Source organism: Sphingopyxis sp. H053, from assembly GCF_001468225.1.
Classification (GTDB): domain Bacteria; phylum Pseudomonadota; class Alphaproteobacteria; order Sphingomonadales; family Sphingomonadaceae; genus Sphingopyxis.
The window spans coordinates 19311-40670 of the sequence record NZ_LNRU01000013.1 but is presented as its reverse complement, the minus strand read 5'-3'; the positions used below and the strand labels follow the sequence as shown (position 1 = coordinate 40670).

The 21360-nt window shown below is 65.3% G+C and carries 7 protein-coding genes; 3 read left to right on the top strand and 4 right to left on the bottom strand.

Annotated features, from left to right (window positions below):
• Window positions 1–198: 198 nt before the first annotated feature.
• A complete protein-coding gene (locus tag ATE70_RS24970; protein ID WP_058539428.1) occupies window positions 199–13935 on the bottom strand; it encodes an autotransporter-associated beta strand repeat-containing protein in 13737 nt (4578 codons plus the stop codon).
• Between the two features lie 532 nt (window positions 13936–14467).
• Here ATE70_RS24970 and ATE70_RS20510 point away from each other — a divergent pair.
• The gene (locus ATE70_RS20510; RefSeq protein ID WP_197411525.1) at window positions 14468–15874 is read left to right on the top strand and encodes a tetratricopeptide repeat-containing sulfotransferase family protein; all 1407 of its coding nucleotides are present in this window, start codon (window positions 14468–14470) and stop codon (window positions 15872–15874) included.
• Between the two features lie 172 nt (window positions 15875–16046).
• Here the strand turns inward: ATE70_RS20510 and ATE70_RS20505 are convergent, their stop codons facing one another.
• Both ATE70_RS20505 and ATE70_RS20500 read right to left on the bottom strand, forming a co-directional pair.
• Window positions 16047–16772 carry a glutathione binding-like protein gene (locus ATE70_RS20505; protein ID WP_058539426.1) on the bottom strand — a complete coding sequence of 242 codons (726 nt, stop codon included), beginning with the start codon at window positions 16770–16772 and terminating at the stop codon, window positions 16047–16049.
• A 1-nt stretch (window position 16773) separates the two neighbouring features.
• Window positions 16774–17280 (bottom strand): DUF3237 domain-containing protein, encoded by a 507-nt coding sequence (locus tag ATE70_RS20500; RefSeq protein ID WP_058539425.1) that lies wholly within the window; start codon window positions 17278–17280, stop codon window positions 16774–16776.
• A gap of 122 nt (window positions 17281–17402) precedes the next feature.
• On the opposite strand from ATE70_RS20500, the gene ATE70_RS20495 reads away from it, so the two are divergent.
• Together ATE70_RS20495 and ATE70_RS20490 are read left to right on the top strand one after the other, a co-directional pair.
• A complete protein-coding gene (locus ATE70_RS20495; protein ID WP_058539424.1) occupies window positions 17403–19667 on the top strand; it encodes a TonB-dependent receptor in 2265 nt (754 codons plus the stop codon).
• Between the two features lie 100 nt (window positions 19668–19767).
• Window positions 19768–20478, top strand: coding sequence for a glutathione binding-like protein (locus ATE70_RS20490; protein ID WP_058539489.1), 711 nt, complete (start codon window positions 19768–19770; stop codon window positions 20476–20478).
• A 93-nt stretch (window positions 20479–20571) separates the two neighbouring features.
• On the opposite strand, the gene ATE70_RS20485 is transcribed toward ATE70_RS20490, so the two are convergent.
• Window positions 20572–21339 carry an SDR family NAD(P)-dependent oxidoreductase gene (locus ATE70_RS20485; protein WP_058539423.1) on the bottom strand — a complete coding sequence of 256 codons (768 nt, stop codon included), beginning with the start codon at window positions 21337–21339 and terminating at the stop codon, window positions 20572–20574.
• Window positions 21340–21360: the final 21 nt, after the last annotated feature.

Here is a 21360-nt window from a genome sequence, read left to right as displayed (position 1 = left end):
CCCCGTCACGCTCTGGATACGAACTAAACGTCTGTCGACCAAGGCAGGTTCCGGCCTTTCCGCTTCGTCCAAAGTCAGCATATTCTAACGCTAAACTTGGCCGCTTGGAGACGGTCCGCCTCTGGCCCTCAACGGCGAAGAGCGGACGCTCCGGGAGGTCCGGGGCGTCCGCTCTCTCGAGAGTCCAACGACCGCAACTTAGAACCGCACCCGGAAGCCCGCGGTGCCCTTGACGTTGTAGCCCGCACCGAAGTCGGCGATCGCCGTATCGCCCGATACTTCGGTGTACAGGGTGAAGCGGTCGTCGCCCCAGCTATAGCTGCCGCCGAGACCGAGTTCGCCCGACAGGCGGTGGTCGCGGTTGGCAACCGGTGTTCCCGATACGTCGGCCTCGGCGCCGTCGAGCCATTCGTAGCTGAGGTTGACGACGCTGTAGAGGCGCGTACGGCGCGTATCGCCCGACCGGCCCTTCCAGCTCGTTTGGTGATCGATCGCCAAGCCCCAGCGCGTCTTCAGGCTTTCGCCCTTCGCAGCCGAAACCGCGGCTTCGGCCGGGTCGGCGAAACGGTCGAAATCGACCTTGGCATAGCTCATCTGGACCTGCGGCGTGATGCTGAGGTTGCGGCCGAGCTGCGTCTGCTTGCCGAGTTCGAGGCTGAACGCCTGCCCGTCGCCCTTGTTGCCGCGAGCAAGCGATCCGAGGATGTTCGATTCGAGGTCGCTGTCGAACCAGCTGAGCTTGACCTGCCCATCGACATAGAAGCCCTTCGGCCCGTACCAGGTCATCGTTGCGCCGACGCCATAGCCCTGCGTGTCGATCGTGCCGTCGCCGAAGATCGACGTCACGGCGCTGTCCGCCTTGCCGTAGTGCGCGGTCAGACCGCCGACGAGCGCCGCGCCGTCGCTGCGCTGTGCCAGCACCGAATCGAGCCCGAGCTGCGCCTGCCACTGGTCGACCTTGCGGTCGGCGCCGCTGGTCGACACCAAGGCGTCGGGACGCTGGCGCTCGGATTCGAACCGCCCCCAGAGGCCCGCACCGGCGATCGGCGAGGCCGCCCACGACCGGTTACCGACGCGCTGCTGCAAGGTCGGCAGGCGGTTCAGCGACTGCAGCGCCCCGACATAGGCTTCGTAGACGGGGACACCCGGCTGATAGAGCGGGCCCTGCGGGTTCTCGCCGGCGAGCAGCGCGGAGCGCAGATACCAGTCGCCGTCCTGCGGCGTCGAAACGCCATTTTTGTAGAGGCGATAGCCATAGGCGCCGACGACCACCGCCTGCTCGCCGTCGAACAGATAGTCGCCTTCGAGCGTGAAGCTACCGTTCGATGCGCCCGCGACATCGACGATCTTGATCCCCTCGACCGTCTGGTCGCCGATGCCGCCGCGGTTGATCACCGTGACCCGCGTATTGCCCGACGTGGCGCCGTTCACGATCAGACGGTCGGCGAGCGATGCATCGCCGCCAAGCTCCGCCTCGATCTCGAGCACCCCGCCATTGCCGGCATAGTCGCCCGAGACGGTCAGCGATCCGATGCTGCTGCCCGGTGCGACGACGCCCGCGTTGACAAGGCTGCCGACGCGGCCGGCGCCTTCGAGCCGGCCCGCCGCGCCGACGCTGACAGCGCCGCCGAGGCTTCCCTGCACGGCCAGCGTGCCGCCGGCGACGGTCGTGCTGCCGCCGAATCCGCTGCTGTCGGCGGTGACGAGCAGCGTGCCCGCACCATTTTTGGTCAGCCCGCCCGTGCCCGAGAAGAGGCCGTTGTAGGTAAAGACCGTGTCGGCCGCGGCCCTGATCGTGCCGCCGCCGGCAAGGACGATGCCGCGCGCGCTGGCGAGGTTCGCGCTCGCCTCGAGCGCGCCGCCATCGAGCGTCACGTCGCCGCTCGCTGCGCCGAGATTGGCGTCGCTCGAAATGCGGAGCGTGCCGCCGACGATCTGTGTGCCGCCCGTGTAGCTGTTTGTGCCGCCGAGGACGAGCGTCCCCGCGTCGGTCTTGACCAGCTGCGCGGTGCCGGTGAGCGCCGAATTGATCGTTGCCGTGAAGCCCGCGCCCGCCGTGCTGCCGTCGCCGACGCGGATCGTCGCCTGCGCACCGTCGAGCGCGACGGCGCCGCCGGCGATGACATAGCCGTTCGTCGCAAACTGCATGCCGGTCACCGACACGGCGCCCAATGCGTTGTCGATCGTGACCGTGCCCGCCGTGCCGCCGAAGACCGCAAAGGCGCCGTCAGCATAGGGCGCGCCGAGATTGCCCGTCGCGTCGGTCCAGTTGCTGTTGCCGGCGCTGCTCTGCCACACGCCGTCGCCGCCATTGATCACGCCATCGACCTTCGGTCCGGCCGCGCCATCCCAGAAGTTCAGCGTGAGGCCGCCCGAATTGACCAGATTGACCTGCCCCGCGACCGAGGTCTGGATGGCGGCGTTAGCACCCGTCGGCATGGTGCCGAAGGTGACGCCATTGTTCGTCAGCGTGCCGCCATAGTTGAACATGCGATAGATGCCGACGTCGAACGCGCCGCCCGCCGGGACGCCGACATTGAGCACACCGTCGAGGACAAGGTTGCCACCGACGTTGACGAGATCGTTGAGCGCGCCGCCCGCGACACCCGCCTGACCGAATTCGAAATCGAGCTGGGTCCCCGCCGCGAGCGACAGATTGCCGGCCACGATCAGCGTGCCCGGTCCGCCCGCGCCTGGCGCCAGCGTGGCCCCGCTGGCGAAGTCGACATTGCCGCCGATCGTCCCCGTGCCGCCGAGCGTCGCGCCCGCGGCGACACGGGTCGCGCCCGTCGCGGCGGAATAGTCGCCGTTGACGAACAGCGTGCCCGCTTCGACGGTCATCGTGCCCGTGAAAGACCCGCTGCCGCCGAGCGCCAGCGTGCCCGCGCCCGCCTTGGTGATACCGCCCGAGCCGCCGACCGGACCGGTCAGCGTCAGCGTCGTTCCGGCATCACTGCTGAACGCGCCATCGCCGACCAGCGTGACGGTTCGGCCCGAGACGATGTCGGCGGTGGTGTGGAGCGCTCCGCCGCCGATCGACAGCCCGCCGTTCGCGTCGCCCAGATTGGCATCGCTGCCGATCCGGACGGTGCCGCCGTTGATCAGCGTTCCGCCTGTGTAGCTGTTGGCGCCAGTCAGAACGAGCGTGCCCGCATCGGTCTTGAGGAGTTGCGCCGTGCCCGCGATCTCCGCATCGATCGTCGCGGTATAGCCTGCGCCTGCCACGCTGCCGTCGCCGACCTGCACGATTGCCTGCGCGCCGGTCAGCGTCAGCGTGTCGCCGGTCACGACATAGCCGTCGCTCGCGAACTGCATGCCCGAAGCGAGGACATTGCCGCCGCTGTTGTCGATCGTGACGGTGCCCGGCGCAGCCGCGAAGACCGCGAAGCTGTCCTGTGCATAATCGGCGTTGATCGAGCCGTTCGCGTCGGTCCAGTTATTGAGGGCGCCCGCGACGCGCCACACGCCATCGCCGCCGTTGAGGGCGCCATCATGCTTGGGTCCGGCCGCGCCGTCCCAGAAGCTGAGCGCCAGTCCCTGCGAATTGACGAGGTTCACCTGACCCGCGATCCCGGTCTGGACCGAAACGCCGCCGGCGCCGCCGGGGATCGTCCCAAGCGTCAACCCGTTGTCGATCAGCGTGCCGTCATAGTTGAAAACGCGATAGATGCCCGGGCCGAAGCTGCCCCCCGCCGGGACCGTCACATTGATCGTCCCGTCAAGCGTCAGGTCGCCGCCGACATTGACGAGATCGTTGAGCGCGCCGCCAGCGACATCGGCCTGCCCGAATTCGTAATTCAGGAGCGAACCGCCGGCGAGCGAAAGGCCGCCGTTGATCGTCAAGGTGCCGGCCCCGTTCACGCCAGCCGCCAATGCGCCGCCGTCGGCTATCGCGACATTGCCGCCGATCGTGCCCGCCCCGCCGAGCGTACCGCCGAGCGCAACGTTAACCGCACCGCCGAGGCTGCCAGCGCCGCTCTGATCGCCGACGAGCAGGGTGCCGCCCGAAACGGCCGTGGTTCCGGTGAAAGCGGAGCCGTCGCCGTTCAATATCGTCGTGCCGGCAAGATGCTGGATTGCGTGTGTGCCCGCACCCTGACTGCCCAGCCCAGCCGAGAACAGATAACCGGTATCGCTGTGGTTGAAGACCAATGTGCCATCGCCCTCGCCGAAAATCAGCATGGGAGTGTCCAGCGCGCCCGCCGCCGCCGGGCCTTGTCCGGCCGCGGCCCCGATATTGATGACGCCCTGGCTACCCGCGACATCCCCGATCGCGGAGAGGTCGCTCGAGACGACTTGCGCGCCATTCGCGATGGTCAGCTCGCCATTGCCGTAATTGCCGACGAACATTGCTCGCGCCGCAATGGTGGAACCCGCGCCGGATGCGATGACCGAACCGCGGGAACCGGCGTCGTCCCCGACGGCGAAAGAGCCGAACAGGTTGATCACCTTCGCACCCGCATTGACGGTCAGCGACCCCTCGCCGCCGACACCCACTTGAAGATTGTCGGAACTGGTCCAGGTCGATCCTGCTCCGGAGACGGTGACGATGCCGGTGCTGCCCGCATCGACCCCGATGTTCCCGTTGGCGTTCGAAACCGTAGCCCCGTTCTCGATCGTCAACTGGCCGGAGCCGCTGTAGCCGACATAGATATGGTTGGCGTTGGTCCAGCTCGACCCCGGTCCAGAGACGATAACTTGGCCCGTCTCGCCGGCCGCGTTGCCGATGTAGCCCCGGTAATTTGAAACGCGGCCGCCGTCGGTGATCGACAACCGCCCGCCATCAACTGTGGTATTCCCGGCGAAACCGCTGCTGCCGCGCAGGGCAAGCGTGCCCGCCCCGGTCTTCACAAGGCCGCCGCTGCCCGAGAATGCGCCGTTCATCGTCAGCGTCGTGCCCGCGTCGGTGAGGAACCTGCCCGTGCTGATAAGATCGACAGCGCGGCCCGAAGTCATATCCGCGGTGCTATGGAGCGTGCCGCCGTCGAAGCTGAGTCCGCCCCCCGGGTCGCCGAGGTTGCTGTCTGCCGAGATCTGGAGCGTGCCGACGTTGATCGCGGTGCCGCCGCTATAGGTGTTGACGCCGGTCAGGACCAAGGTGCCGAGATCGCTTTTCACCAGCTGCGAGGCACCGGCAAGCACGCTGTCGATCGTCGCGGTATAGCCCGCCCCGGCAGTGGTGCCGTCACCGACGCGGATCACCGATTGCACCCCGGTCAGGATGATGGGGTCGCCATCGATGACGTAACCGTCGCTTGCGAACTGCATCCCCGAAGCCGTGACGGTGCCGAGCGACGCATCGACGGTCACCGTGCCGGAAAGGCCGGAGAAGACCGCAAACGCCGCGTCGGTGAAGGGCGCGTTGGCGGAGCCATCAAATTCGGTCCAATTGTCGTTGCCGGTGCTGGCCTGCCACAGGCCGTCGCCGCCCGTGATCATATTGTCGTTCTTCGCCCCCGCGACACCGTCCCAGAACCGCATGGTCAGGCCCGTCGTGTTGACCAGATTGACCTGGTTCGCGACCGAGGTCTGGACGAAATATGCGGGATCGACATCCAGCCCGTTGTTGGTCAGCGCCCCGGCGTAATTGATGACGCGATAGACGCCGGGGTCGAAGCTGCCGCCCGGAGTCACCGCGACGTTGAGTGTGCCGTCGAGCGTCAGATTGCCGCCGACATTGATCAGATCGTTATACGCACCGCCGACGACATTGGCCTGCCCGAAGCTATAATCCAGATTGGCGCTGAAGGAGGTGAAGAGGTCGCCATTGATCGTCAGCGTTCCCGGCGCCGCGCCGAGATCGCCGGGCGCGATCCGGCCAAAGACCTCCACTGCGCCGCCGATCACACCGCGGCCGCCCAGCGCGCCGCCCGCCATGACGCTGATCCGCCCGGTCGCCGCCGACTGGTTGCCGTTGACGATAATCATGCCGCCATTGATATGGGTCTGGCCCGAATGGGCATTGTCGGCGGTCAGGATCGTCGTGCCTCGGCTGGAAATAATCTCGCCCGCGCCCGACATCCGCGTCGCAAAAACATAATCAGTGTCGATGTGATTGAAATTGACCATGTTGGTGGCCGCTGCGAAGCTAAGCTCCGCCGCATCCAGGACACCCGCGCGCTTGCCCACCGGAAGCGATTGGAAGTCGCCGATATAGAGCACCGCATTGCCGGGCCCCATCGCGAGCGTTCCACCGCCGACCCGCGCCACGCCGCCGTCGCCGATGGTGAGGGTTCCGGTCGACCCTGCATCCTGCGCGATCGTCAGAACGCCGCCCGCGGTCAGCTCTGCGCCGTCGGTCACCGTAAGCGCGCCAGTGCCGGTTCCGCTGCCGATGACGAGGTCGCCGGTCGTCGCAAAGCTGGAGCCCGCGCCCGAAACCAGCAGGGTCGCACCCTGGGGTGCCGTGCCGAAGGTCGCCGATGCAAAGCGCGCGGCGCCCCCCTGAACCACCGTGAAATCGCCGCCGGTCATCAACAGCGAGCCGCTACTCGTCCAGTTGGATCCGTCCCCGGTGATCGTGACCGTCGAAGCCGTCGTGTTTCCGGCGGCCGCGCCGATGATGTTCGACAAGCCCGATCGCACGGTGCCGCCGCCGCTGATCGTGATATTCGATGTCGATGCGGTCTGGGTGTTGCTCGCGGCAATACCGCCCGCCAGATCGACCAGCGAGCTCGCACCGGTGACATTCAGATTGGCCGCCGCGCTCCCGGCGGGACTCGGTTTGCGAAGGGTCAGCCCGCCCGTCGTCGCTCTCAGGACCCCGCCATCGGCGACGTCGATCGTCGCGGTCGCGACACCCGACTGCGCAGTGATCGAGCCGGCTTCGAACGTCGAACCGGCGCCCGAAACCGTCAGCCCGCCCTGGCTGACGCCCAAATCGCCGCCCGACGAGACCGTGTTGCCCGCGACGATGCGAAGCTGGCTGAAGTTGACCCCGGTGCTGCCGCCATAGCTGCTGTTGCCGGTGAGGCTCAGAACGCCCTGGTTCTGCACGACCGAACCCGAACCGCTGATCACGCCGCCAAAGGCGTAATTGGCGGTGCGGTTGAAGGTGAGGAAGCCGTTGTTGAGTATGTCGCCCGCGATTGAACCGGTCGTACCGGTATTGCCAATCTGCAACGTGCCCTGGGTGATCGTGGTCCCGCCGGTGTGCGTCGCGTCGCCTGTCAAGATGAGTGTTCCGGCACCGGTCTTGGTGAGCGATCCGGCGCCCGTCACAGTGCCCGTCGCCGTCCAGAGCGTGCCGCCGTTCGCGTTGACCGTGCCGACCCCCGCGAGGGCGATATTACGATTGGAGGTGAAGGTCGCCGTCGTGTTGAGTGTGCCGCCGTCGAAGCTGATGCCCCCGCTCGCGATACCCAGATTGGCGTTGCTCGCGATCTGCAGCGTGCCGCCGTTGATCGCGGTGCCGCCGGTGTAGCTGTTGGCGCCGCTGAGGATCAGCGTGCCCGAATCGCTCTTGACCAGCTGGCTCGCCCCGGAGAGGGTCGCTGCGATCGTCGCGGTGAAGCCCGCGCCCGCCGCGGTGCCATCACCCACGCGCACCACCGAATCGGGGCCGACCAGCGTCAGCGGTCCGCCGTTGATCAGATAACCGCCCGTCGCAAACTGCATTCCCGCCGCGTTGACCGCGCCGCCGCTGTTGTCGACCGTGACCGTGCCGGGCGCGCCCGCGAAAATCGCAAAGGTGCCGTCGGCATAGGCCGCGTTGATGCTGCCGTCGGCGCCCGTCCAATTATTGTCGGCGCCGCCCAGATGCCAGCTGCCATTGCCGCCGTTGACCGCATTGTCGAACTTGGGTCCGGCCGCGCCGTCCCAGAAGCTGAGCGCCAGACCCTCGCTGTTGATCAGATTGACCTGACCCGTGACCGAGGTCTGGACGGTGACATTGCTCCCGGCCGGCATCGAACCCAGCGTCAGCCCATTGTCGGCAAGCACGCCGCCATAGTTGAACACGCGATAGAGGCCGCCGCCGAAGTTGCCCCCGGCCGACACATTGACGTTGATCGTCCCGTCGAGCGTCAGATTGCCGCCGACGTTGACCAGATCGTTGAGCGGGCCGCCCGCGACATCGGCCTGGCCGAATTCGAAGTTCAGGACCGAACCATCTGCCAGCGCCAGATTGCCATCGATGTTGAGCGTGCCTGGGCTGTTGCCCGGCGCCAGGATGCCGCCGTTCAGCACATTGACGCTGCCGCCGATCCTGCCGCTGCCGCCCAGCATCGCCCCCGAAGCGACGGTCAAAAGGCCCGTCGCCGCCGACTGATCGCCATTGACCAGCAATGTTCCGGCATTCACGTTCGTCGCACCGGCATAGCTGTTGCTTCCGCTCAGCGTCAAAATGCCCGTGCCCGATTTGGTCAGCCCGCCCGCGCCCGAAATCACGCCGCCGAGCGAGAAAATCGTCGCGGCATCGGTCGATATGGTGCCCGCGCCGGTCAGGCTCGCGTTCCGCGCGCTCGCGAAGGACGCGGTCGTGCGCAGCGTGCCACCCGAAAAGTCGAGCGCGCCCGCCGCTAAGCCCAGATTGGCGTCGGCGGACACCTGCAATGTACCGCCAAGGATCGACGTCCCACCGGCATAGCCGTTGATACCGCTCAGCACCGTGGTGCCGCTGCCGATTTGCCGCACCGCCCCGCTGCCCGAAATGGTCCCGGCAAAGGTGAGGAGGTTCGAGCGATTGAATATCAGCAAGCCATTGTCGACAACGTCGCCGACGATGCTGCCCGTCGTGCCGCCGTCGCCGAGCTGGAGCGTGCCCGCGTCGATCGTCGTGCCGCCGGTGTAGAGGTTGGTGCCGGTGAGCACGGTCGTGCCGCTCCCCACCTGACGCACCGATCCGGTGCCACCGATCTGCCCGCCATAGGCAAGCAGGTCGCTGCGGTTGAAGCCGAGCGTGCCGAAATTATTGACGATCGCGCTGGCGATCGACCCCGTCGTGCCGCCGCCGCCGATGAACAACGTGCCGCCGTTGACGTTGGTCGACCCGGTATAGCTGTGGTTGCCGGTGAGCACCCAGTTGCCGCTATCGTTCTTGGCGAGCGTCGTGACGCCGCTGCCGGCATTGCCGATCGAGCCTGCCAGCGTATTGTTGCCCGCGTTGGTGCCGCCCAGCGCGATCGTGCGCGCCTGGTTGATGTTCGCCAGCGTCACCGGCCCGGTATCGGTAAAGACGATCGCGCCGGTGCCCGACGATTCGATGAAGGTGACGCCCGACGACAGGGTGAACAGACGGTTCGTGCTATCGCCCGCGCCCGTGTAGCGCAGCGTCGATCCGTTGCCGATGACAAGGTTCGCCGCGGCCGCCGACGAGGCGCCGATGCTGCTCGCGATACCGCCGTCGGCTAGCTTGTCGACGCCAAGGACGCCGCCGCTGATCGTCGTGATGCCCGTATAGCTGCTGCCTGCGTTGGTCAGGATCCAGGTGCCCGCGTCGGTCTTGGTCAGGCGGGTGACGCCGATGCCGTTGTTGGTGACCTGCGCGGCAAGGATATTGTTCGCCGCGTTCGTGCCGCCCAGCGTCAGCGTCTGCGCCGCATTGGCGCTGGCGAAAGTCAGCGGCCCGGCATGGGTAAAGGCGATCGCGCCGGTGCCCGACGCGTCGAGCTTGCTCGATGCCGAAGCGCCGAGCGTGAACTGGCGGTTGGTGGCGCCGCCGGTGCCGACATATTGCAGCGTGCCTCCGCCGAGCACAAGATTGCTCGCTGCCGAGGAGGACGAACCGATCGAACTGTTCGCGCCGCCATCCTCAAGACAGGCGACCGCGAGCGTGCCCGCGTTGATGACCGTCGTGCCGCCATAGCTGTTCGAACAACCCGACAGTTGCTGATAGCTGGCGCCGTTCATGACCAGGCCGCCGCTTCCTGCAATCGCACCGCCGTAAACGGCGGCGCCGCTGCCGCCCGTATTGATCGTCAGTGTCGCTCCGCCAAGGGCGATGTTGCCGCCCAGCGGGCCGCCGCCGATCAGATAGCGAACATTGTTGTCATAGCCGTCGAGGTCGAGCAGGACGTCGGCGGTGTTATCGAGCGTTATCGGGCCAGTGCCCAAAGCGGTGGTCGATCCGGCGCGAACCGCGCCATTGATAATGCGCAGATTGCCGGTCGAGCTGTTCGTTCCCGACAACAGCAACGTCCCGGCGCCGGTCTTGGCCAGCTGCCCGCCGCCCGTGACATCCCCGGAAAATTCCAGCACGGTGCCGGGATCGACGACGTTGATCGCGCCATTGCCGGTCATCGCGAAACCGCGATCGGTCGATGCGCTGACGCCTGTATAAGCCAGCGTCCCACCGGCAAGCACCAGATTCGACGATGCCGAGGACGACGCACCTATCGCGCTCGCCTGTCCGCCATTGGCGATGCAATCGATCGCCAGCCCGCTGCTGATCGTCGTGACGCCGGTATAGTCGTTGTTGCAGCCGCTGATCGTCTGCGTATAGCTGCCGCCGCCGCGCGTGAAGCCGCCGGTGCCGGTGATGCGCCCGTTAAAAAAGCCAGGACCGCCTGCCGTCGTCAGCGTTCGCCCGCCAAGATCGACCAGGCCACCGCCGATAATCGCCGCGATATTGACGTCATAGCCGCCGAGGTCGAGCGTCGCGCCCGCGTTGACGGTCATATAATGCCCGCCGGGACCGAAGGCGCGCGCCGAACCCGCGCGCAGCGTCCCCGCGGTCACGATCGTATCGCCGGTGTAGGTGTTGGTGCCGCCAAGCACGAGCGTACCCGCGCCGTCCTTGATGAAATTATTGCCCGATCCCGTCGCAACGCCGCTGATCGTCAGCGTCGTCGCCGCCTGCTCGACGTCGATGCGTCCGTTGCCGAGCGCGAGCGTGAAGCCGCGATCGGTCGTGACGGTGCCGCCGGTATAGCGCAGCCGGCCGTCGGTATTGAGGACGATGTTCGCCGAGGCATTGCTCGCCGCGCCGATGCCGCTCGCGACGCCGCCGTTCGTCAGCGTGTCCACCGCGAGCGTACCGCCCGCGACCGTCGTGACCCCGACATAATCGTTCGCCGCATTGGCAAGCGTCAGCGTGCCCGCACCCGCTTTCGTCAAGCCCGCGTCGTCGGAACTTGTCACAAGGCCCGAGAAGGTCAGGTTGGCGCCTGCCTGCGTCACGTCGACCGTCCGCGAGATGCCGCCATTGACCAATGTGAAGCCGCGATCGCTGCTGGTGGTGCCGCCGGTATATTCCAGCGTTCCGCCCTCGATCACGAGGTTGGACGAAGCCGCCGAGGACGCGCCGATGCTGGAGGCCACGCCGCCGTTCGCGATGCTCGAAACCTGCAGGACGCCGCCGGTCAGCGTCGTCGCGCCGGTGTAGCTGTTCGTCCCCGACAGCACGACGCGTCCGGCTCCCCCCTTCGCGAAAGAGGTTATGCCGCCGCCGTCGACGATTACCGATGCGACGGTAAAGATACCGCCGCCATTATGCTGGATGCCAAGCGCCCCGCCCGCGACGCCGCTGGTCAGCTGACCGCCGGAGATCGTCTGGTTCGCCGTGCCGACAGCGGGCGCGATGATGATCGTGCCGTCAACGCCCAATATGTTGCCCGCGCCGATCGTGACGGTCGATCCCGCCGCGGCCGAATAACGCAGGCCCGCGAGATAGACGTCGCCGCCGACCGTTCCGAAATAAGGCGAGTTGGCCGCTCCGGCGCTGTCGCTGATGATCTGGCCGGTCGCCCAATTTCCGGCATTATCCTCGTCGGTATAGTCGGTGGCGTCAAAGGCGACAATGTTGCCGCCCGCGACCTTGGCATAATCCGATCCATTGACCGTCGCCCAGCCGCCGAGCACGCCGTCGAGATTGGTCGTCATGATCGCACCCGCGCCGGGCAGCACGAAATTGACGAGCCCGCCGGTGCGATTGATCGCGCCGAGATTGACGGTCACCATGCCCGCGACGCCGTCGATACCGCGCACCGTGTTGCTGCCCGCGCTCACCGTCAGGCCGTTGAACGTCTGACTATTGAGCACGCCCGCCGCGCCCAGCACATCGAGCGCCCCGCCCGACAGCACCAGATGCGATACCGACGACAGGATATTCGACACGGGCGTGCCCGCCCCTGCGAAGTCGAGCGCGAGCCTGCCGCCGGCGACGGTCGTCGCACCGGCGTAGCTGTTCGCGCCGGTCAGCGTCAGCGTCCCGGCACCGGCCTTGATCAGCCCGCCGCTGCCCGCGATAACGCCGCCGAAGCTCTGCGCCGTCGCGGCATTGACCGTCAGCGTCGAGCCCCCGAGCGCGACCGTTCCGCCGCCGCCGGTCAGCGACGGCGCGACGAGGTCGAAACCGCCGAGGTCGAGCGTACCGCCGTTGACGATGAACCCCGTCGCGTTGCCAAACGCCCCGGCGGCACCCGCGCGCAGCGTGCCATTGGTCACCGTCACCGTGCCGCGCTGGACATTCGCGCCGCCGAGCACCCACGTTCCGGCGCTGTCGGCGACGATGTTGCCGTTGCCCGACATCGCCCCCGAGAAGAAATTGGTCCCCGCAAAGCTGCCGCCGAATGTCAGCGCATCGGGATTGGGGTTCGATGGATTGAAGACGAGCGCACCCGACAGGTTGAGCGCGCCGGTGCCGTCGTTGCGGATCGCGTTGGCCGCACCGCTGATCAACCATTCGCGGTTGCTCGTGTCGCCGGTGCCGCCATAGATCAGCGTCCCGTTGGCAAGGCCGATCGTCGTGCCCGCGCCGAGCGAGCTGGCGCTGCCGATATCGGCCAGCTTACCAACGCTGATATCGCCGACAAGCGTTGCCTGACCGGTAAAGATATTTGCGTTGCCAAGCGTAATATTGCGTCCGGCGGAAGCGTTGAATCCGAAGCTTCCGCCGCTGAGCACGCCGACCAGGCGCACGTCGGCCGTGTCCGCGAAAAAGGTCCCGTTGGCCGAAATATCAACGTCGCCCGTGATCTCGAGCGTCCCGGTTCCCTGATTTCGAATCAGCGCACCATTGCCGTTTATGTCCCAGTTGCGGTTCGAACTGTCGCCATCGCCAAGGTAGATGATGCTGTCGCTATACTGGCTGGACTGGTTGAAAATGATCGTGCCGTCAGCGACCGTCACCGGCGCGCCGAGCGAGCTTGCTTCGCCAAGATTGCCGATCGAGGTGAAACGCGCCGAGCAGGTGCCGTTGCAGCCCTGGAACAGGGTGCGGCCGGTATAGTCGCTGAGGTCGTTGCTCATCGTGACGCCGCTCGCGGCGAGTTGCACCGACCCGTTGCCCCTGATCCGCGCCGCGCCTGCGGCCGTGCCTTCGAGGATCACATTGCCGCCATTGCCAATGGTGACCGTGCGCGCGGTGCTTGCGCCGCTGATGGACAGGCGCGTGGTGATCCCGCCTGCGGTAAAGATATTGTTGCCCGCCGCGCCCAGTGCGCTGTCGGTCAGCGCATAAAGGCTGCCAGCATTGATATTGATATCGCCGGTAAAGCTGTTCACGCCGCCGAGAATCAAGCCGCCGTTGCCAGCCTTGATCAATCCGTTCGATCCCGCCACGACCGAGTTGATCGTGGCGTTCCCGGTCGCTGTCGTGATCGTCGAATTGGCACCGCCGAGCGTAATCGTGCTGCCGCTCAACACATAGCCCGCCGAACTGAAGGTGATGTTGCCGACCGTCACCGGCACGCCGACGGTCACCGTGCCCGTGGTGCCACCGAAGATCGCATTGTCGATATCGTCATTGTTCCACGGTTCGACAAAGGGGCCGCTGACCCCGTCGCCATTGGGGCTCCAGTTGAGGTTGGCAAGGTTCCAGGTGCCGGTGCCGCCCGAACCGACCGCGGTGCCGTTGGCATCCCAGTACCGGTCCTCGGCGCGCGCGGACAGCGGCGCGCACGCGAGCACCGCCGCCAGCGAGGCTCCGCACAACAGGCGGCGCGACAGCGGCTGCGTCTTGCGGGTATGGGCGGCAGACACGCTGTCGATAGTCATGATATTTCCTTCGGGCACGGTTCGGGGGTCGTGAGCGGGTCACGGAAGATGGATTGTCTGTTGGTGAAGGCCGATGGCCATTCGGGGCGGGATGCAAAGATCGCGAGGTCGGGCGCGGAGAGTATGGAAAGAAATGCTCCGTCCCTGATCATATGTTCCCTCGGCAGTTGCTGCGCTGCTCGCAAAAAACGGGCCTCGCGTTCCTTTACGGTGTGTCTGGCGCCTGCAATGCAAACTCCCGCCCTATGCCGCCACCGACCTCCCGCGCGCGGGAACATATCCCTGCGGAAGGCCAGGCCAGCCTCCCGGCACGGCCGGAAGATGACACGAGTGATCGACTACAGAGCGAATTATTATCAAATGGTTACCAGGCACGAGTAAATGCGGGCAAGTCACGGTGTCGATACGGGAAACTACGGCCGGGGTAACATCGTGCCGCTCCTTTTCGGAACCTTCGCCCGGCCCGAGAAACTTGCACAGACCGCAAGCCCGTCTCTAGACACGCGGCACGATGTTGACCCACATTCCGTCGATGAACGCAGAATCCGCCCCCCCGCCCGACGAACGGGCCCTGCGCATGGCGGTCGCCGCGCAACCCGACGCGGCCCAGGCGCACGCCGCGCTCGCCTCCTTCCTCTGCGGCGCCGGTCGTGCCGACGAAGCGCTGGCCCATCTCGACCGCGAGATAGACCGTCAGCCGTCGAAGATCTGGCCGCTATCGATAAAGGCCGGCATATTATCGGGCGAGCGCCGTGCGGCGGACGCGCTCGACGTCCACCGGGCGCTGGTCGCTGCCGCTCCGGGCGTGCCGCTCCTGTGGGCGAATTTCGGCAGCGACCTCGCCGCCGTTGGCGACGTGAGCGAGGCTGCGGCCGTCTTTCGCCAGACGGTCGAGCTCGCGCCCGATTTCGGCCCCGCGTGGCTGGGGCTTGCCACTTTGCCCGCCATGCTTGGCGACACCGATGTCGCAGCGATGGAGAAGGCCCTCGTCCTCGTGCGCGACCCCCATCACAAGATCCAGCTTCTGTTCGCGCTTGGCCGTGCCCACGGCGCGCACGGTGCGTTCGAAAGGTCGTTCGAGAAATTCACCGAAGCCAACGCTCTCCGCGACACCCTCGTTCCCTATGACAGAGCTGGGCTCGCGGCGTTCGTCGAGGCCCACCGCAGATTGCGACCGTCCTTGTTCGCGGCAGCGACCCATCATTCCCCACAAGCGGATAGCGCAATTTTCATCGTGGGCATGCCGCGCTCGGGATCCACGCTCGTCGAACAAATCCTCGCCAGCCATCCCGAAGTCGAGGGCGCCGGCGAATTGTTCGCATTGCCCGAAGTCGCCGCCTCGATCGGTGCCTTCGATTCGCCCGATGCCTTTGTCCGCCGCCTGCAGACATTGACGCACGCCGAAGCAGCGCAGCTCGGCACGGATTATCTGACGAGAGCGGGGTGCTATCGCCGCACCGATCGGTCCTATTTCACCGACAAAATGCCGGCCAACTGGCGCCTTGTCGCACTCATTCGCCGGATCCTGCCGGGCGCGCGAATTATCGACGTGCGGCGCGCCCCGCTGGCCTGCTGCTTTTCGGCCTACACGACCTATTTCAACCGCCACACCGACTTTCCGAACACGCTGGAAGATCTCGGCCGATATTATCGCCATTATCTTGGGATGATGGAAATGATGCAGGGTCTGGCACCCGGCAGCTTGTACCGCCTCGATCATGCGCGGCTTGTATCGAACACAGAGCGGGAGATACGCGCCCTGCTTGGCTTTCTGCGACTTCCTTTTGCGTCCTCCTGCCTCAGACCCGAAGAAAATTCGCGTGCCATTTACACGCCGAGTGCCCAGCAGGTTCGGGCGCCCATTCATCACGAGCAAGACCGATCGCATGCCTATCTGCGGTGGCTGAGGCCATTAGAAGCCGCGCTGAGGGCCGGATAATGGGTGGACCGATCTTGGCCGCAAAGCTGCCAATTCCGGGAGGCCCTAAAGGTTCAGATAGCTATTTCCAGCGAGTTATAACATCGGTGTCCCCGGGAAAGCGGGAATGACGAAGTAAGAGGTGGAGCGGCAACTAGCGGTCGAAAGCAGACGCTCGACAGATCCCTCGACTTCAATCCCCCTTCACCGCCGAATGGTTCGCGTCGCCGAACATGTTCGACCATTCCTTGTCGTCGAGCTTTTGGTGGCGGCCGACATATTTGGCCGGTGCTTTCAGATCCTCGCGCGCCATCGCACGCGCCACCGCCGGGCGTCCGCGGATCCGTTCGAACCAGCCATGCATCGCGGGCCATTCGTCGAGGTCCATGCCCATCACGAATGCGGAAGCGCGACCCGGCCAGATCGCCATGTCGGCGATCGTATAATCGTCGCCCGCGACATAGGCGCTCTTCTCCAGCCGCTTTTCGAGCACGGTGAGGAGGCGCTTCACTTCCTTCGTGTAGCGTTCGACCGCATAGTCCTCCCCCGCGGACGCATAGCGCAGGAAATGACTCGCCTGCCCGCCCATCGGTCCGAGGCCCGCGACCTGCCAGGTCAGCCATGACAGGGTTGCCGCGCGCGCCGCGCCCGACGCGGGCAGGAAGCGCCCGCTTTTCTCGGCGAGATATTGCAGGATCGCGCCCGACTCGAACACGGTGATCGGGTCGCCTCCGCCTGCCGGATCCTGATCGACGATCGCGGGCAATTTGTGGTTCGGGTTGATGCGCCCGAACTCGGCGGTCAGCTGGTCGCCGTCGAAAATGTCATAGGGAATGACGCGGTAGGGTTCGCCGATTTCCTCGAGCATGATCGCGATCTTCTGCCCGTTCGGGGTCGCCGAATAATGGAGGTCGATCATTTCAGAGTATCTCGTGGATCACATGGCGTACCCCGAAATCGGTGCGTTCGCCGACGCCGACCGCGAGCACGCCGTTCAGCCAGCCATATTTGGCGCTCGCGGTTTCGAACACCGGCGCGATTCGCAGATAGTATCGCGACGGGTCGGCGTCGGGGACAGCGGGATCGATGAAGGTCGCGCGCACATCGTCGGGAATGATGTTGCGCCCGGTGTAGCTGAGGTAAATGAGCTCACCGTCATCGGTCTGCCACACCGCGCGGGCATCGAAGGTACCGACCGAAGCATCGTCGCCAAGCCGCCCGCTGCGCGACCAGTTCCCGCCGCCGGGTAAAACTATACCATTGATTCGCAGACCGAAAAATCGGCCGCCGCTGATATAGCCGAGCCGTTGGTCGCCGAACGGCGACACGCCAATGCCGATGATTCCGCCCCCCACCTCGAACTCGACGGTGCACAGATGGCGCGTAGCGAGTGCGATCGGGGCGGTCTGCGTATTTTCTTCGTTCATAATGCGAATCCTCTTCCTGCCTATGGACAAGCATAAAACCATTAGTATACTAAGGGTCAATCAGATTGACGGATCGGAAGGCTTTCCGGGACCGCGACGATAAGCTCTATGGGAGGGTGAAGATGAAGGCGCATAACCAGTTCCTGCTGTCCGGCGTGGCGGCGATCGCGATGCTAGCCAATGCCGCACCGGCGATGGCGCAGGCAGCCCCCGCCGACACGGCGGACGTCGACGACAGCAACGCAAACGAAATCATCGTCACCGCCCAAAAGCGCGAACAGAATCTGCAAAACGTGCCGATTTCGATGGAAGTCGTGAGCGGCGCCAAGCTCGCCGAGTTCAACACCAGCGATATCAAGGCGGTGATGAACTACACGCCGAACGTCTTCGTTCAGTCGACCGCGGGCAACGACGTCATCTATATCCGCGGCTTCGGTTCGCCGCCGGCGAACTTCGCTTTCGACCAGTCGGTCTCGCTCTATGTCGACGGCATCTATGCCGGCCGCAACCGCCAGGCGCAGGCTCCCTTCTTCGACCTCGCGCGCGTCGAGGTGCTGCGCGGGCCGCAGGGCGCGCTGTTCGGCAAGAACACCGCCGCGGGTGCGGTCAGCGTCGTGTCGGCGGGTCCGACGAAGGATTTCGAAGGCGCAATCACCGGCCTTTACAACTTCGACCACAAGGGCACCGATTTCTCGGGCTATCTGTCGGGGCCGATCAGCGACACGCTCGGCGCGCGCTTCGCGTACAAGATCGTCAACCAGGACGGCTATATCTATAACCGCGCGACCGATCACGACGATCCCGAAATCAAGTCGCAGCTGCTGCGCCTGACCGTGAAGTGGGAACCGTCGAACAATTTCGATTACACCGCGAAGGTCGAGTATGGAAACCGCGAAGTCATCGGCGGCATCACCGTGTCGAGCCCCCTGACCAGCGGCCAGGATCCGCAGACCACGCGTTACCTCGATCGCTCGGCACTCGGCGACGAGGGGAACAACAACAAGTCGGTGATGATCTCGGGCGTCGGCAACCTCGCGCTCGGCGACTTCACGCTGACTTCGGTCACCGGCTACAGCTGGTTCAAGTCGAAGATCGTCAACGGCTTCGACCAGACGATCCCGAACAGCGGCGGCGCCGTTGTTCCCAATTCGGTGTACAATGCCTTCCCCGAACGCTTCGACCAGATTTCGCAGGAAATCCGCATCCTGTCGCCGACGGGCAAGACCTTCGAATTCATCGCGGGCGCCTATTACGACAAGTCCGATTACACGCTGGAGCAATTTCAGGGCTTCAACATCGCGGCGCTCAACTATTTCGGCCGCATCGACAGCCTCTTCCGGCAGAAAGCCGAATCCTGGTCGGTCTTTGGCCAGGCGACATTTAACATCAGCGATGCGTTCCGCGCGATCGGCAGCCTGCGTTACAGCCACACCAAGAAGGACGGCGATTTCGCCTCGCGGCTCGTCTATGGCCCCTTCGCGCTGCGCCCGATCTCGAGCGCCACGGGTTCGATCAGCGAAGGCAATGTCGACCCGTCGGTGACGCTGCAATATGACATTGCGCCGCGCATCATGGTCTATGCGACGTGGGGCCGCGGCTCGAAATCGGGTGGCTTCGTGTCGAACACGCTCGGCACGACCAGCGCGACCTTCACCTTCGAACCCGAACAGTCGGAGAATTTCGAGGCGGGCATCAAATCGACGCTGTTTGACGGCAAGGTCGTCGCGAACCTCTCGGCCTATCACACCAAGTTCAAGGACCTGCAGGTTTCGGTGTATCAGCCCGCAATCTCGAGCTACCTGACCGGCAATGCCGCCGCGGCAACGTCGAAGGGCCTCGAAGGATCGCTCAGCATCTTTCCGACCCCCAATTTCGACATCAGCGCGTCGGCCGCCTATTCCGATATCAAATATGACAACTATCCCGGCGCGGCCTGCCTCGCCAGCCAGCCGTTGTCGGTTTGCAATCCCGCACAGACCGATCGGACGCAACCGAACCACGTCGCGAACAATAACCTGGCCGGTTACCCTGTTGCCTATTCGTCGAAATATACGGGAAGCGTAACAGCGCACGCGCGCTTCGACCTGTCGAGCGATCTGAAGTTCGACATCACCGGCGTCGCGTCGGCGCGGTCGAAATATTTCAACTCGGACAACCAGAGCCCGATCTTCGGCGTCCAGAACGGCTATGTGAAGCTCGACCTTCGCGTCCAGCTCGCCGATCAGGACGACCGCTGGCACGTCGCGCTCGTCGGCAAGAATCTGACCAACGAAAAGACGGTCGGCAGCGCATTCAACCTGCCGTCACCGATCACCGCGGCGCCGCGCGCGATCCTCTATCTCGAACCCACGCGCAACATTTCGGTCGAGGCCGGGATCAAGTTCTAGGTTCGAATATGATGTCCCAGGGATCGGCCGCGATCGAAGCTTTCCTCGACAGGGAAGCGGCGATCGCGGTCGTGACCTGTGTGAAGGGGTGAACCGCGCGATGATCGACGTCTATTTCACGCCCACGCCGAACGGCCACAAAGTGTCGATCATGCTCGAAGAGGTCGGGCTGCCGCACCAACTGCTCGCGATGAACATGCTCGAGGGTGATCATCTTACCCCCGAATATCGGCGCATCAATCCCAACGGCCGCCTGCCCGCGATCGTCGACCACGAGCCCATCGGCGGTGGGGCGCCTTTGCCGGTGTTCGAGAGCGGCGCGATCCTGCTGTATCTCGCCGAAAAGAGCGGGCAATTGCTTCCCGAAAGCCCGCGCCGCCGATCGCAGGCGCAGCAATGGTTGATGTGGCAAATGGCAAGCTTCGGCCCGATGCAGGGACAGGCGCATCATTTCATCCGCTATGCGCCCGAAGGGCAGACCTATCCGGTCGAACGCTATCGCAACGAAACGCTGCGCCTGCTCCACGTCCTCAACGGCCGGCTGAGCGAGGCCGACTATCTCGCCGAGGAATATTCGATCGCCGACATTGCCGCCTGGCCGTGGACGCGCGCGATCCGGGCGATCGGGCTGACGCTCGACGATTATCCCGCGGTCGCCGACTGGTTCGCCCGCATCGGCGAGCGGCCCGCGGTGATGGCGGGGACCGACGTCAAGAATGCCGCGAACCTGTCGAGCGCGCGCCCGGTGCTGACCGAGGAGCAATGGTCGAACCTGTTCGGCAAGAATATGCTGGAAGCGCCGACGCGGTGAGCACGTCTTATCTCGTCATTCCCGCGAAAGCGGGAACCCAGTAGCAACGGCTGCTCGCTGGGTTCCCGCTTTCGCGGGAATGACGAAGGGTGGTTATACGGTGTCGGCATGCCCCCATTGATATTCGACCTTGCCGCCGAGCCGACGCACCGCAACCCAATCACCGCCCGCGAGGCTGTCGTCCTCGATCAGCGCCATGACGCCGCCCGCAATATCCTCGGGCCGGCATGCCTCGTTATTCGCGAGCACCGTCTTCATCCATTCGGACTTGCCGCCCGCCCCCGTAGTGTCGAGGATCGGCGTATCGACCAGCCCCGGCAACATGCCCGCGACGCGGACATTGCATTCGTCCTTCAACGGCGCGCAGCAGCGCGTGAACATCATCACCGCCGCTTTGGTTGTCGCATACATCGCGTCATAGAATCCGGTGCCAAGCGCCACCGTCGACACGGTGTTGACGATCACCCCGCCGCCGCGCTGGCGCATCGCCTGCACCGCAATCTGCGTCGCCGCGACGAGCGAGGTGATGTTGACGTCGATGATCCAGCGGATGCGCGCGGCATCGACGTCGGGAAATTGCGGCAGGCCCGATACCACCCCGGCATTGTTGTGCAGAATGTCGACGTCGCCATGCGCACGGAACCAGGCTTCGGTCGCGGGAATGTCCGACAGGTCGAGTGCGTGGGTGCTCGCCCGCGCCCCCGCCGCCTCGACCAGCCGCGCGGTCTCGGCGAGCCCCGCTTCGTTGACATCGACCAGCGCGATCTCCGCCGCGCCGCGGCTGGCCAGCATCACCGCGGTCGCGCGGCCGATTCCGCCCGCCGAGCCCGTCACAATGGCGGTTTTGCCGTTGATATCCATCTCTTCTCTCCCGTCGACTTT

Bases quoted from the DNA above. Each gene is read 5' to 3' on its own strand.
- ATE70_RS20505 (WP_058539426.1), bottom strand. From the start codon at position 16,772: ATGATCGACCTCCATTATTCGGCGACCCCGAACGGGCAGAAGATCGCG.
- ATE70_RS20490 (WP_058539489.1), top strand. From the start codon at position 19,768: ATGATCGACGTCTATTTCACGCCCACGCCGAACGGCCACAAAGTGTCG.
- ATE70_RS20485 (WP_058539423.1), bottom strand. From the start codon at position 21,339: ATGGATATCAACGGCAAAACCGCCATTGTGACGGGCTCGGCGGGCGGA.
- ATE70_RS20510 (WP_197411525.1), top strand. From the start codon at position 14,468: ATGAACGCAGAATCCGCCCCCCCGCCCGACGAACGGGCCCTGCGCATG.
- ATE70_RS24970 (WP_058539428.1), bottom strand. From the start codon at position 13,935: ATGACTATCGACAGCGTGTCTGCCGCCCATACCCGCAAGACGCAGCCG.
- ATE70_RS20495 (WP_058539424.1), top strand. From the start codon at position 17,403: ATGAAGGCGCATAACCAGTTCCTGCTGTCCGGCGTGGCGGCGATCGCG.
- ATE70_RS20500 (WP_058539425.1), bottom strand. From the start codon at position 17,280: ATGAACGAAGAAAATACGCAGACCGCCCCGATCGCACTCGCTACGCGC.